Source organism: Pseudomonas rustica, from assembly GCF_018336155.1.
Classification (GTDB): Bacteria; Pseudomonadota; Gammaproteobacteria; order Pseudomonadales; family Pseudomonadaceae; genus Aquipseudomonas; species Aquipseudomonas rustica.
In genome coordinates this window covers 204,466-218,467 of sequence record NZ_JAGYHF010000009.1, presented here as the reverse complement: position 1 = coordinate 218,467, position 14,002 = coordinate 204,466, and the positions used below count along the sequence as shown (strand labels likewise).

The window sequence follows — 14,002 nt, the reverse complement described above, 5'->3', positions numbered from 1 at the left end:
TACCTCACTTCCAGAGGAACGGCGGATAGGCGTCCAAGTCCCCTCGCAGGTGCCGAGCCAAGAGCTGCGCCTGTATTGCGGGAAAGAGTCCTATGGGGGCTTTTTCTTCAAGAAAAACATGCTGCAGTTCTTCACGTTTACGCTCTTGATAGGCGGTTAACAGCGTCTTGCGCGCCTCATCGCGAAGAAATACCGCGCCATTGTCCATGCGCATAAAATCGCGCTCGTTGAGCTGTTTACGATTGAGCAAAGACAGCGCTAAACGATCAGCAAACACCGGGCGAAACTCTTCCATCAGGTCTAACGCCAAACTTGGACGCCCTGGGCGGTCACGGTGCAAAAAACCCACCGCAGGATCAAGTCCAACGCTTTCCAGCGCCGAACGGCAATCGTGGGTCAATAGAGTGTAGAGAAACGACAGCAGCGCATTCACCGCATCTAATGGTGGCCGGCGACTACGGTTGGTAAAACGCAAAGCAGGGCTGTTGACACGAATCAGGTGATCGAACACGCCAAAATAGGCCTGCGCCGCCTCGCCTTCTAGCCCGCGCAACACATTGATATCCGTTTCGGCTAGGAGTCTTTCAGCGATACGCTTTAAACGTTTGCAGGCGTGCTCGACAGCCGCAGACGCCTCGGCAGAAAGCTTGTCGCCATGATCACGCAAGGCCCGGTTCAATACCGCACGCTGGTTGTACAACTTGCCCGTCAGCAGGTTGCGTACGATGTCGGCACAACCTTTGCCCTCGTCGCTGCGACGATACTGCTCGCGGCGCAACAGCACATTGCCAGATACCGGCCCCTCGACCCTGGCGAGAAATTTCCCGTTGGGGCTCAAGTAACAAATACTGATGCCCTGCTCCGAACAAAACCCCAGCAATGGCGGCGAGACTAAAACGCGGCCGATGCAGACCAGGCTCTCCAGCATATGCACCGGCAGCCGTCCTTTGATCTCTCCCTCAACCTCCATGACGATATTAGCGCCGTCTTTTCTCAGCCATGCGCCTTCGGTGGTGATGTACAGGGTATTGAGTTGGCGGCGCATGCTTCACTCCTTGAGTTGTTTGGCCAGCCAGGCATTGACCGCGCTTTTGCGCCCCAATAAGTGCGGTTGGCAGAGTTCGATCAATGAACAGGCATCACAACGACGTGGTTGGTACTCGGCACTCGGGGTGCGCCGAGACTCGAGCAATGCACGGGTCGCCTGGATTACGTCCAAGGTCAGGGCACGCAGGGTTTCGTCGAACGGCACGGCTTTGCGCCGCCGCGTTTCACCGTAAAACAAAGCCCCTTGGCTAACCGGCGGGCCAAACATAGCTTCAAGACACAGCCCTTGAGCGCACAGTTGCACCTCGTCGGCGCGGTGCTTTTTAGGGCGTCCACGCTTGTACTCCACCGGATAGATGCACTCACCCTCGCCGACCTGATGAAACTCGACCACATCAGCAATTCCGACGATACCCAGCACCTGATTTACCAACGGCATGGCCGTAGCGGTGCGAACACCGTGGCGCTGCTCCGTTTGCGGCTGATCGGCGCGCTCATGCAGCAAACGCCCTTCGGCGGTATGGCGGTTTTCAGCCCATAACTGCTCGATGTGAATCAAGGCGCACTGCCGAGGGCAATACAGGTAATGCTGTAAAGCGGACAGGGGTATCAGATCATCGTCTTCCATGTCCGCCCGGCTCCATTAAATCAACTCGCGCACGCTGACGCCTAGCGGCAGACCCTCAACATCCAGTGAAACTTTATAGTCACTGAAGCTGCGCGCTGGCGTGCCAGCCTCACCCTCTAGCCGCTCGACCTTGACGCTGTCGAACAACACATGAGCAGGCGCATTCCCCATCGGATGCTCATGTTTGAACACAATCAACTTGCGCGCGGCCATTTCACCACGGGCGGCGGAACGGTCGTGCTCGAACATGTTGATCAAGCTGCGCCAAAGCAGTTCGAGGTCGGCTTCGGAAAAGCCCGTGCGTTCAGCCAATTTGGCCGAGATAAAGCCATGAGCACGGTACAGACCATAAGGAATGATGTGTTTGCGGCCCATGGTGCGGTTATCGCCGCTCTGCTCTTCGGCCTCTTTTTGCGTGGTCACGGCCATACGGGTGATGGAAATTTCCATCGGCACCACTGGGTCAATTGAGGTGGCGAAGGCCATTTGAATCGGCCCACGCACCTGGCCACAGTTAACCCCGGTACTCATCACGGCACCGAAGGTGCGTACATCGAAGAAGTTAGCGCACATCCAGTCGGTCAAGCCCTTGGCCTTGGCTGCATCCGCCGGCAGTTTCTTGTAGCCGTTCTTGGCGTCGGCCGGAACATCCAAGGCCTTCCAGGCCAGTTCGTGCTGATTGTTCAGCACGGCCTTTTCTTGCATGTAGATGGCATAACCCGCACTGCCCTCTTGCTCAAGAGTGACGTAGTTGCGGATTTTGCGTTTAAGGCAAACGTCGGTAACCAAGCCCTGATTGGTTTCCGGGTCGAGGCGCGGCATGTTGCCAGCATCTGGGTCGCCATTGGGGTTGCCGTTGGTAACGTCAAACAGATAAACAAACTCGTAACGGTTAGCGATGGCACTCATTGTTCTGCTCCTTGCTCGGTTTCAGGCCCAGTGCTGCTGTCGTCGTTAGTACGGTTAAAGCGCGCTTGGGATTGGTGGTAGTAGCCGATGGCGAAACGCCCTTGATCTTCCAGTTTCAAATTACGTGGAAACAGGGTTGGCATGCCGTCGATGATTTCGCCAACGTCACGCTCCAGGTTATGCGCCAGCCCGGGTTTTTCTTTGCGCACCTTGGCCAGATGGTTTTGCGTATTACGCAAGAGCATCGGGAAAATAGTCGCGGGGGTGGCCGACGCCGCGCCGTAGTAACGGTCGCGAATGGTGGCGTTAACTTGCGTACCCAGGGCGTTGCGCTGGATGTTTTCCAATACAGCGAACAGCCGGCCCAGGCGATAACCCGGGTTACTCACTTGTTTGTCGAGACTCACAGGCACCTCCTCATTAATTCCCTTTACGCCCAAGCGCAGGTCGCGCATCAGGACGGCTTTGCACAACGCCACACGCACGCCGGAGATATCGCCATCGGCACGCATGCGCATGATCAGGTTGGCCAGCAAACTACGTGGATAGCGGCTGCCGGTTAGTACGGCGCGGGTGATGTCACCGGCCAGTTGCGGCGCGATGTCCTCGCCTTTGGTTTTGCCGTCGCGGCTGGGCACAGTGGCATGCAGCAAGCGCCAAATCGCCGGTTCGGTTTTCCACGGCAGTGGCTGAATATGCAAATCTTGGTAATGCTCCGCCAGACGCTGAGCAAAAAAGCTCAGGCTGCCGGTTTGCCAGAAGCGGATCGACAACCGTGACGCATTCGGAGCCAAACCCAGCACGAACAACTGGGTGTTCTCATCTAAGTCCAAGCCCAGCTCCTGCAGCGGCCGGCCCTTGGCCACGGCATCCAGCACAGTGCGCAGTTTGGCGGCCTCACCGGCATCATCCGCCGGCGGCGTGAGCAAATCGGCAAACAATAACTCGGCGCTATGGCTCTGCTCCGGCGTGCCGGTTTTCGCCCAGAACACCACACTGGCATCGCCAATTTGCAGGCGCTGACGGTTGTGCTCATCGCGGCGTAGCAGATGATTCAGTACGGTGCTATAGGCGAACGCGGCAGCTTCGGAGACTGGGGCATTAGCGCCCTGGCTTTTGCCATACGACGTAAAGGAATCTAGATTGAACGAGACGATTGAGGCACCTGAACTCTGCGCACCGTTTACCCCTTTAACCGCCGGATGCAAGCGAGCCAAAGGCATCTGCTGACCGGTTACTAGGCAACGACCCTCTTTGCTGTCAGCACCGGCAAGCAGCTTGGCCCTTAGTTGCTGTGCAGCCGGCAGATCGTGCAGGTACTTTTGCTCGCCATCAATACGAAAAATGACGTTAGTGTCGAGCATCTCCTCACTGAACAGTGGCGTTTGAAACTGCTCCGGCGACCAGTGCTCAAGAAATTTAGCCAAAGCCCGCAAGCCGATGTCGTCTTGGTCAGACAGGCACTCTTGATGCAGCGATTTAAAAGCCTGATGTTCTTGGCCAGTTCGCTCGCCTTGCTTGGCACTAACACCCAATACGTAGCTAGTTTTATCCCACATGAAGTTGGATTTGATCCCAGCCGTGCGTTTTTCTGGCTGTGGCACAGTCAGACTCTTAGGCAATGGCTTTTTACCGGAGTTGTCGCGTACATCCTGCACATCCACCAACTCGCCTTCGGCGGACAACACCAGCGCATAGCTGATCTTTTCCTGGCTAAACCCGAACACTGGCACCGCATGTTCCTCGGCCAGCCGTTGGTAGTAGTCATTCAGCGCCGAGAGGATCATGCCTTTAGCTCCCGCGCCATAAACGGCGGTACTTCAATCAAGCCATCACGCATCTGCGCACGGAAGAAATGTGGCGTCATGTCATCGGCGAAATCGATGTCATGCAGCATCCAGCCGAGATCGCGCTCACCGTTAAGCCCCTCATCCGCAAGCGGTTCGTCACTGCCAGCCTCCAGCAACTGGAAGCTGGCAGGAAACTCACGAACCCCAAGGCATGGAGCATGAAAGCACTGCCCCTTGCGGGCGCGGCGATTAAAAATATCCAGGTGTTTACCTACCGAGTCGCTGGCGTCGGCTTTTGCCGTCAACTCAAAGTGCGCCTCGATGACGTAGGCCACTTCGCGCAAGATGGTGGCCGCACGCTGCTGACGGTCTTCATCGACAAAAGTGAGCAGGCCATCGGTGCGCCCGGCCTTCATGGCCTTGCCGACGCTGGCCGAGGACAACTTGCCACCCACCTCGTTACGGCGCAGCGACTCAAAACGAATAGGCTTGAGCACTTGGATACGATCCACCGACCAGCGAATCGCCGGTTTCCAGTGAATCGCTTCGAGTATGCCGCGCGCCGCTGAAGGGGTAATCACGTCATAGGAGACGCGTTCTACCTTCATTTCAGGTCGGGTAAAACACGCCCGCTCGCCCCAAACCAGTAATCGAATTCCGTAGGCCATTGCGCCCTCCTTTTCAGTATTGCTTTATCCGCGCCGAGCATGCCGGCGACAGTCCTTTACCAACACAAACGTTCGCTGCTAATGAACGCCGGATTATCCCAGTGCAGCCCAAAGCAGGGGTGATACAGATCAGGGTTAACCAGCGCCATAAATTGCTCGCCATAGCGTTTTTCACCAACCGCCTGAATCGCCCCGGCTTGGCGCAGAGCCTCATAAGCCTGGCGTGGCACCTGTACCAAATAAGGCTGCAAGCGCCGGGCGATGCTGGCGCAACCTTCAGCAAACTCCAGTTCGCGTAAAGCTGACTGCGCGTCTTGGTCAAAAGCGATGATCACCGGCATCTGCACGCTGTCGATCATACGGAACTTAGTCGCCAACATTTCGAAGGGCAGGCCGTCGAGCTTGCCGTCCTCGATCTGCCCTAGCAAATTGTGGGCATCCAGTTCCTGCGGGCCTTTTTGCCAATACAACAGACGGAAATAACGTTCGATGGCGCCCAGTCCCAATGGATCATCGCCATGCAGGCGCAATACCTCGCGCGCGGCTTGGGCGAACTGTTTGAGTTCCGGTGGCGGCGCCCAATCCAGGTTCTCGGTGGCGAAGATCATCACCGCGCTGTCGGCCGGCGCGCGCTTGCCTTCACGATTGCAACGCCCCGCTGCCTGAGCGATGGAGTCCAGCCCGGCTTCGGCGCGCAGTACGGCGGGAAAATCGACATCCACCCCGGCCTCGATCAATGAGGTTGCGACCAAGCGACAAGGCTTGCCCGCCTTGAGCAACAACCGCACCTCGGCCAACACTTGGCTGCGATGCTTGGCACACATCAGGGTGGTCAGGTGGCGCGCACCCGGATGTTCAGCGATAGCCTCGTACAGCGCACGGGCATGGCGGCGGTTATTGACGATACACAGCACCTGATCACGTTCGGCCAACTGGCCCGCTAAGGCATCATCACTCAGTAGCCCAACATGGCGCACATGCACCCGTTTGAGCGCCGCAAATAACCTGCTTGGCTCAGGCGCCAACTCACGGACATTTTGCAAACCACCGACGAACTCAGGTGCCTGCAGCGCCGGCTGGGTTGCCGTGCAAAGCACGGCACTGACCTTGTAGTTGAGTGCCAGTTCAGCGAGCGCACTGACACAAGGCCGCAGTAACTTCAGTGGCAAGGTTTGCGCCTCGTCCAGCACCACCACGCTGCTGGAGATGTTGTGTAATTTTCGGCAAGCAGAGGGCCGGGCAGCGAACAGGCTTTCAAAGAACTGTACGGCGGTGGTCACCACTATCGGCGCATCCCAGTTCTCCATCGCCAGTTTGATCTTTTCGCGTGACTCGCGAGCCTGACTCTTGTCATCGACGAAGGCACTGTGATGTTCCAATACCGCCGTACCCAAGTCGCCGAGCGCTTGGCGAAAAACCGCCGCGTTTTGCTCGACGATACTGGTAAAGGGAATGACGAAAATAACCCGACGCAAACCGTGGGTGATGGCGTGATCGAGAGCGAACGCCAGTGACGCGAGGGTTTTGCCGCCGCCGGTTGGCACCGTCAGTGAAAATAGCCCCGGAGCCAGAGTTGCCCGGCTACGCACCACGGTCAGGATTTGCGCCCGCAAGCTATTAACCACCGAGTTAGGGCTAAAGGTTGCAAGGTAAGCATCCAGTTGCGCACGTAGCTCTATCAAGCTCGGTTGCGCGCCACCACGCAGTGCTTTGCGCTGCTCAATTTTGTGGTAGTAGGCCTCGGTGTCTAGAAAGTCGGCATCCACCAAGCAGGAAAAAATCATCCGCCCGAGAAAGGCCAACTGAAACTGACTGCGCCCTTGGCTGACTTGAAAGCTTGCTGGTGGGGTTAGCGAACCCTCGGTCGGCAACAGCAACTCATCGCGCCACACGGGCAACAAAGTAGGTAACTGGGCACGCAGACGATCATTTAATGCCGTGCGTTCACCCGGCTCGCGACCATTGGCTAAACCTGCGTGATGCCCAGCAATGCCATACGCCAGTAACTTGCCAAGCGGGCCATAGCGCTCACAAGCAATCCGCGCGCCCCACGTGGAGTGATCGACCTTGCCGTAATCACCACTCAAGCGGCGTTGAAACTCATCGGTGTACTTGCCCAAGTCATGCAGAAGACCGGCAACCTGAGCTAAAGATTTGCCATCAAAGAACGCCGCATTTTGTTCAGCCAGCCGGCCGACACTGCTTAGGTGCTCTGACAGTAACTGCCAATCCGCCCGATCTGTTGAGTCGCTAGAGTGCGCATAAAAATTACTCATCTGCTTATCCAACCGCCACATTTGTCACGCATGGATCATGAGTTCTAAACGAGCAAACAGCCCCGAAAGAACTCGCTGGACACAACTATGCATCGCCCATCGTTGGCTTACTGAAATAACAAGGGTGGCTTTCTCACGGGTATTTCGCATCGCGACGAAACACAACTGAAGCCATCCTTGGATTACTGCTGCCTGCCTTGGGGCAGTTCGCCTCACAGTATCCCTGTCCCTAGCAGGGGCAAAACAAACTGCGCGCCTACCATGTAATTTTTTGTACTCACGGTCAACTTCCATCTCATTGCTCTTCATCCAGACTCGATTACTTTCAGGCTCCACTCGAGACTGCTCACGCATGTTTACTCATTGGCGGCTGCAGTCAGGCATCGCTCAGCCAGCCAGCCAACAATATGCACTCTTTGCCGACAGGTCTAGGATGTGGACTTATACAGGTAAGCTATTCGCACAGGTGTTAGAGCATGAAACGCAAACAAACTATCGAACAAGTACGCTGGGATCTGGCGCTGCGTTATCGGCTAATCGAGACGATTGTCTGGTGGGAGGGCCGCCTGACCACGGGGCACTTGATTCAAAGCTTTGGCATCAGTCGCCAGCAGGCATCCAAAGACATCAACACCTACATCAATGAACATGCGCCCAAAAACCTTACATATGACAAGTATCTGAAGGGGTACGTGCCGACTAAGCAGTTCAAGCCGCTATTTATCGATGAAAGTGCCAGCGCCTATTTACACCTGCTCAACCAAAATCATGAGCGTGCCACGCATATCGAAGGCTTAGCGGTGGCTTATGCGCACACCGAGGTGCTGCATGTACCGGATCGGTCGATTCGCCCGGAGATCCTGCGGCCATTGCTCAAGGCTTGCCGCTTAGGACTGCGGCTAGAAAGCGAGTACGTGTCGCTGGCCAACCCTACGCCAGAGATACGCCTGATCGCCCCGCACACACTGGTGTACACCGGCATGCGCTGGCACGTGCGCGCTTACTGTGAAAAGAACCGCGAGTACCGCGACTTCGTGCTCAGCCGTTTGCGCGGTGAGCCGGAGGTACTGGACACCTCGGAGTTTAGCCGCGAAGCCGATGCAGGCTGGAACACCCTGGTTGATGTGATCATCGAGCCCGATCAGCGCTTGAAGCCCGAGCAGCAAAGCATCATTGAAATTGATTACGGCATGCTCGGCGGGAAACTTGTGGTGCCTAACCGTGGTGCGCTGGTGCAGTACGTCTTGCAACGGTTTCAGATCGACGCCAATAAGGTGCAGCCGAAACCTAGCGCGCAACAGATCGTAGTGAGCAATCTCGAACAGTTGCAGCCATGGCTTTATTTGTGATCAGCAGAGTTGTTCGCTGATTCCTAAGCAGAACAAGCTCACGATATTGGGCATCCGAGCAGCCTCAAGTTTTTCAAAAAATATTACCTCCCTGCCGGCCCCCGGCAGGGCCCACCACGTCATGTTGCTGCGGGTAGCTGATCACCTCTATCTTTGTAAAAACACCTAAAATGTCCGCAGCCAAGCCAAAGCAGACTTTCTTTAGTTAAGGGCGGGGGAAGTCAATTGCTATGTGCTCTTGCGTGAAAGGCGTCTGCGGCTTCCCATTCAGTTCGGTCAACCCTGATGCACGCAGGGGCATCAACAAGTAGCCTTACTTGACCGCACCCAATTTCAGCCAAGGTAACGGTGATGCCTTTCGTTAGGGCAGCAAGAAGCGCATCAATATCCACGGTATTTGGATTGATGGAGATTTTGATGCTTTCGTCTAGACGACGAGAAAGAACGAGTTTACCCATGAGCGACTACTCCTTGTCTGAGGAGATGTGAGTGTAGTTCATCTGCTAGAAAAAAATTTAGCCGTTTTCTTCCTGTCGCCACGGGCCGCAGCCGACCCATAGCAGCCCTTCATGAAGGCGCGAGTTCGGACAAAAAGTGGCCATTTAGTATCCAGCAAGACCGGATCGACTCGGTCTTTATGCGAAATCTCCTTGATGCGGCTACGATCCCTGTACTTAATTGTTCCCTCCTCCCATAGAGCGTGGTCTGACGCCTATTATTAAATTTGTTATATGCTTGCAGTGCCATTTTCCTTGTCTCTAAGGTGTCTTTTAATGGCTCTAATTTCTTTCCTTGAATGTAGTTTTTTTGCTTTCAGAGATTCTTTAGGTATATAGATGTTGTGGTTTTTCTGAAAAACAAAGATGTGCGAGTTAGGTATTCCGGAGAATGGAATTCTATTTTGAAGAATTCCACTTTTTAATACTAGGCTTACGAATCTGTCATCAAGGTCTGTTAGGCAATTATAGAAAATATATTTAACCTCGTGTACGGTTAGCTGGGAGGTGATGATCTCCCAGTAAGTCTCCTTTTCCGAATTTTTAACTTGGCTTTCAACTAAGCTAAGAAGGCTTCTAAGTGTGCCTAGGTATCTTGTTTGGCGCATTAGTATTCCGTGAATATCAAGAAATAAGTGGTGCTCAAATACCTTTAGCTTGTCTTCTTGGTGTGGGTCATAGTACTTATTATATTCGATTTGCGAGCTAGAAAATTTATCTAGTAGGTACTTTAAGGCACCGACGCCGGAAGTGTACTCTTGCTCGTTAGTTTTTCTGACGGATAATTGATCTAGGTTGTCTTTATAGTAATCAAGCAGCCTATAAAAGTTATCATTGAAGCTCTGCTTCATTAGTACTTCTTTCTGTGCGGATATTTCTTTTCTTGTGGCAGCTAGTTCTTCTCGCTGTAAACTTAATTCTTCTTTTTGAAGCGAAATTGCAGTGATCATGCCAGTAAATGCTAAGGCGGAAAATAAAGAAGTTAATATTCCAAAGCTGTCGCCGAAAACGCCTGCCTTATTGATGGATATTTCATCTATTGGCCACGACAGGTAGATGAGGAGTAGTGCGTATAAAATTACAGCGCTAAATGCCCCTCCAATTAATAAGACTTGAGTTCGTTTTATGCTCAAAACCTAAACTCCATGTGAGATCTTGCTTTTAGAGTGCATGTGTTCGGTATAAGTTTTTATTGGTCGTGTTGGAGATATGCTGCACGCAGCAGGGACAAAAGGGGTCAGGCCACGATTAATTCCCTCCGGAAAACGTGATCTGATCCCTATTATTCTTTCAAGAAATCCGCTCCATTTTTTAACTATACGCTGCATGTGTCAGTGTTGATTGAATTGATTTCACTTGGCTGGCTATTTATATATTCTGCTTCGTATTTAAAAACATAGCTGCCGGTGCTTAATATGCCGCCTCTTGCTTTCATGTGTACATTGAAGTCTTTAGTGGTGCCGCAGCCATAACTTATTCCGATGTTTTTGCTTGCGTCATCAGGTGAGCCAATAAGTGTTACATTGAAATTCGGGATACCTATAAGCGGCGGTGAGAATTTTCCGCTTCCTGTGGCATAGTTCATGTCGTTATTAAGAAATACTTCAATAATGCCAGTATTTATAGTTTCACTTGATGCGTGCGTTTCTTGGAAGATTTCTATTGATGGTTCGTTTTTTGATTTTCGATCTTTAAGTCTTTGTAGTTCTTCTAGGTCCTCTCTGATATTTTCGATCTCTTCAAATATGTCATCGCTTATTACTTGTTGCTTTCTGTCTGCTGATTCTTTGATAAAACTACTTACAGAGTACATCCAGAAATCTTTGTTCGTTTCTTTTTTAAATTCTTCGATGAGTTCGGTTCTAGGCCCTATTGTTTTTCCTGCCTGCTCTTGCCACCAATCTTCTTTTTTGTCATCTGTTACGAATATGACGGAGCGCTTATTTTCTTTGGCGTAATCAATGCATTGCAGCCATACAATCAGGTCGCCATATTTTCGCGTGGCGTCATCGCTCGAGTCTTTTGCTTTGTCTTTGTATCCTGGAGGTATGCTTCTTTCGTATCTTATTGCGCCTTCGGATAATATTTCATCAATTCTTGCGCTTTCAAATGGCTTTCCGGTTTTTCCGTCAAATATCTTCTCTATGAAGTCAAGGATTTCATCGTCTGTTAATTTTCTAAGAAGAGTTTCCTTTTGGGTGGTGAGGCTTGCAATAATTGACTCGGATAATTCATTTAGGGCTGTAAGGTGTATTTCTTCGATGAATGGGTGTCTGTCCTTGCTTGATATTTTTCTTACAAGGTCATTTATTGTTGTGATTGCTGTTTCGTATTCTTTAGATTGTCCAGATGTTACGATTAGCCTGTTTTTCAAGAATTCTTTTGCCGCTTGGTGCGGGATGAAGATTTTGTCTTTTACTCCTTCGATAGATTTCTCAAGCTCTTTTCTAGTGACTTCTGAATATCGATATAAATTTAGCAATACGTTCGCATCAACAATAAATATTGACTCTTCCCAGTGTGTATTTAGCTCTTCTTTTTTGGGGCGAAAGTGGCCTGGAAATATATTTTTCACGATACATCCTTGTTTGATGTGGTGGCGTACTTGTAAGTTAACTGTACGACAACTGTGGTGGGTGCTGAACACTTTTTATAAGGGCAAAGGAGCGGATTTCTCATGACTGACCGGCTGTTCTCCCTAGACGCCAACATAACCGATTTTGATCATATCGAACGTGAAAAATTATGCTGCAAACCTATCCTGCATCCGTCCCCACTCCCGCTCGACCGCCTTCTCAGCATTGGCCTTGCTGGAATACAGGTGCGTAAGTTTGCGCGGTCCGGTTTGCTCGCCGGCGGTGACCTTCATTTGTTGGCCGGTTTTCTTGTCGCGGTACCAAGCAAACACGCCGGTGTAGTGGGCGGTTTCTTCGCCGGCCAGGGTGTCGTCGTCTGGCAGTTTTGGAGAAAAGGGGACGGATTTATTTACTGGGATCACTGGCCGCTTCTGGCCGCTTCTGGCCGACTGCAGTCAGTTACGAAGGGCTGCATCCGACCCGAAGCTGTCGCTTGACGGCCGGGCAACGGCTGTATCAACTGAAAGAACACATAACTGCCCCGAGCCCGACGACCTGAAAACTCAGTTGGTCGCCACGAGAAATCTCGAAGGCAGGTGCCAGCGCTCCGGTCAGCAGCACAGCTCCGGCCCGTAGTGGCTGGCCGAGCGAGGCCATCTTGTTTGCCAGCCACAGCCCCGTGGCCAGACAGCTTTCCAGTTCGATTGGTGTATCGAGTAGCAGTTGTTGGCCATTCTTGTTCAGGCTGGCCAGCAACGGCGCCTTGGGCAATTGCGCCACAGGCACTCTCTGATCGCCCAGCACATACAGACCGGAAGACAGATTGTCGGCCACTGCATCGAGCAGGGTTAACTGCCCGTCAGCGAAGGCCGAGCCGTTGATTTCTAGCGCAGGGACTACTCCGGCGATACTGGACAACAGCTGTTGCTGGTCGATCTCGGTGGCCGGCAGATCATGACTCAGTACCAGCGCCAGTTCGATTTCGACTTTTGGTTGCAGCAGGCGCTCCCAGGCGACGGCTTCGCCTGAAAGGCAGGCGGTGTCTGCGAACAACCAGCCATACAGCGGTTCCTCGACCTTGAGCGCCGCGCGAAGTGCAGCCGAGGTCAAGCCTGCCTTGGCCCCGGAAAGATGACTGCCTTGTGCCAAGGCCTGATGCATGGCGGCGGTCTGTACTTGGTAGGCCTCGCCCAGACTGGCCAGGACAAAGGTTTTACTGACCAGCGGGCCAGGTCGGCGTTGGCTACGTGCCGTCGCCAGACTATTGGCCGCGCCCAGCAAGCGCGCGTCGGTGATAGCGGTCAGCGCGCTCATCGGCTTGGCGCCCCGCCAACTACGGTGGTACGGAACATTTCGCGACGCATGCCGTGGTAGTCGGCCACCGGCATGTGCCAGGTGCTGCGATTGTCCCAGATCGCCAGGGTGCCCTGACGCCAGCGCATACGACAGGTGAAGGCTTCTGACGTAGCCAGATTGAACAGGTAATCCAGCAGCGGACGCGACTCTTCCGAGCGCAGGCCTTTGATGCCGGTGGTGTAGGCCGGATTGATGAACAACACCTTCTTACCGGTTTCCGGGTGACGGGTTACCAGCGGGTGGCTGCGCTCGTCATTCGAGGTGTCGCTGCCGTAGTTGATCGCCATGTTTTCCAGCAGCGCGTTGTGCTTGGCGTTGACCCCATAGGCCATCTCCGGGCTGTGCACCGCATCGAGGTTCTCTAGCAGCGCCTGCATTCCAGGCGATAGCCACTCATAAGCCAGCGCCAGGTTGGCATAGCACGTGTCGCCACCGTAGGGTGGGATGTCATGCCCGTAGAGCAGAGTGAAGGCCGGCGGGCGTTCCTGGAAGGTCCAGTCGGTATGCCAGGCTCCGCCGAATACGAATGGCGCCTTTTCATCGGCTTCCTTGACCACATGTACGACATGCGGGTGGTCGTCCATGCAAGTCACATAGGGCTCGCGGCCAAACTCGCCGAGATGCTGGGTGACGCGCTCCAGATCGCTGACACTTAGGGCCTGGTCGCGGATAAATATGACTTTGTGCGCGAGCAAGGCCTGGCGCAGTTCAACGAAGCCTTCGTCGCTCAGGCGCGTCAGATCGAGACCCTCTACATCCGCACCGATTGCGCCGGTGGTCGGGTTTACACGGATATTTTTGTAACTCGCGGCACGGTTGTGGCTGGGCAGGGTGTAGATGAATTCGCTCATGGCTCGCACTCTTGCTGTTTTGAAGTAATTACAGAATGCGAGGTGACTGCTAGGC

Annotated in this window: 13 protein-coding genes; 1 reads left to right on the top strand and 12 read right to left on the bottom strand. The window is 53.5% G+C overall.

The window, feature by feature from the left end:
- Nucleotides 1-4 precede the first annotated feature (4 nt).
- Genes cas1c through KFS80_RS19140 form a run of 6 tightly spaced genes read right to left on the bottom strand, consistent with a single transcriptional unit; the run spans nt 5 to nt 7,318 of the window.
- The gene (gene cas1c, locus KFS80_RS19165; RefSeq protein ID WP_212545585.1) at nt 5-1,045 is read right to left on the bottom strand and encodes a type I-C CRISPR-associated endonuclease Cas1c; all 1,041 of its coding nucleotides are present in this window, start codon (nt 1,043-1,045) and stop codon (nt 5-7) included.
- 3 nt (nt 1,046-1,048) lie between these two features.
- The gene (gene cas4 / locus KFS80_RS19160; RefSeq protein WP_212545584.1) at nt 1,049-1,675 is read right to left on the bottom strand and encodes a CRISPR-associated protein Cas4; all 627 of its coding nucleotides are present in this window, start codon (nt 1,673-1,675) and stop codon (nt 1,049-1,051) included.
- 15 nt (nt 1,676-1,690) lie between these two features.
- Nucleotides 1,691-2,584 carry a type I-C CRISPR-associated protein Cas7/Csd2 gene (gene cas7c, locus KFS80_RS19155; RefSeq protein ID WP_212545583.1) on the bottom strand — a complete coding sequence of 298 codons (894 nt, stop codon included), beginning with the start codon at nt 2,582-2,584 and terminating at the stop codon, nt 1,691-1,693.
- Nucleotides 2,581-4,371, bottom strand: a complete 1,791-nt coding sequence (gene cas8c, locus KFS80_RS19150; RefSeq protein WP_212545582.1) for a type I-C CRISPR-associated protein Cas8c/Csd1 — start codon at nt 4,369-4,371, stop codon at nt 2,581-2,583. The genes cas7c and cas8c overlap by 4 nt, the downstream gene beginning before the upstream one ends.
- The gene (cas5c, locus tag KFS80_RS19145) at nt 4,368-5,042 is read right to left on the bottom strand and encodes a type I-C CRISPR-associated protein Cas5c (protein ID WP_212545581.1); all 675 of its coding nucleotides are present in this window, start codon (nt 5,040-5,042) and stop codon (nt 4,368-4,370) included. Before cas5c ends, cas8c begins: the two co-directional genes overlap by 4 nt.
- Before the next feature lie 56 nt (nt 5,043-5,098).
- Nucleotides 5,099-7,318 carry a CRISPR-associated endonuclease Cas3'' gene (locus tag KFS80_RS19140; protein WP_212545580.1) on the bottom strand — a complete coding sequence of 740 codons (2,220 nt, stop codon included), beginning with the start codon at nt 7,316-7,318 and terminating at the stop codon, nt 5,099-5,101.
- Nucleotides 7,319-7,794: 476 nt separating this feature from the next.
- Here KFS80_RS19140 and KFS80_RS19135 point away from each other — a divergent pair, with 476 nt between their 5' ends.
- Nucleotides 7,795-8,667 carry a BrxR family helix-turn-helix transcriptional regulator gene (locus KFS80_RS19135; RefSeq protein WP_212545579.1) on the top strand — a complete coding sequence of 291 codons (873 nt, stop codon included), beginning with the start codon at nt 7,795-7,797 and terminating at the stop codon, nt 8,665-8,667.
- A 221-nt stretch (nt 8,668-8,888) separates the two neighbouring features.
- Here the strand turns inward: KFS80_RS19135 and KFS80_RS19130 are convergent, their stop codons facing one another.
- From KFS80_RS19130 to KFS80_RS19105, 6 genes are all read right to left on the bottom strand, one after another.
- Nucleotides 8,889-9,125, bottom strand: coding sequence for a carbon storage regulator (locus tag KFS80_RS19130; RefSeq protein ID WP_212545578.1), 237 nt, complete (start codon nt 9,123-9,125; stop codon nt 8,889-8,891).
- Nucleotides 9,126-9,394: 269 nt separating this feature from the next.
- Nucleotides 9,395-10,297 carry a putative phage abortive infection protein gene (locus tag KFS80_RS19125; protein ID WP_212545577.1) on the bottom strand — a complete coding sequence of 301 codons (903 nt, stop codon included), beginning with the start codon at nt 10,295-10,297 and terminating at the stop codon, nt 9,395-9,397.
- Nucleotides 10,298-10,479: 182 nt separating this feature from the next.
- On the bottom strand, nt 10,480-11,739 hold the full coding sequence (locus KFS80_RS19120; RefSeq protein ID WP_212545576.1) for a PIN domain-containing protein: 1,260 nt from the start codon (nt 11,737-11,739) through the stop codon (nt 10,480-10,482).
- 168 nt (nt 11,740-11,907) lie between these two features.
- Complete coding sequence (locus KFS80_RS19115; RefSeq protein WP_246541918.1) at nt 11,908-12,162, bottom strand: hypothetical protein; 255 nt, start codon at nt 12,160-12,162, stop codon at nt 11,908-11,910.
- 94 nt (nt 12,163-12,256) lie between these two features.
- Nucleotides 12,257-13,054, bottom strand: coding sequence for a 2-keto-4-pentenoate hydratase (locus tag KFS80_RS19110; RefSeq protein ID WP_212545575.1), 798 nt, complete (start codon nt 13,052-13,054; stop codon nt 12,257-12,259).
- Nucleotides 13,051-13,947, bottom strand: a complete 897-nt coding sequence (locus tag KFS80_RS19105; protein ID WP_212545574.1) for a TauD/TfdA dioxygenase family protein — start codon at nt 13,945-13,947, stop codon at nt 13,051-13,053. Before KFS80_RS19105 ends, KFS80_RS19110 begins: the two co-directional genes overlap by 4 nt.
- Between the last annotated feature and the right edge of the window lie 55 nt (nt 13,948-14,002).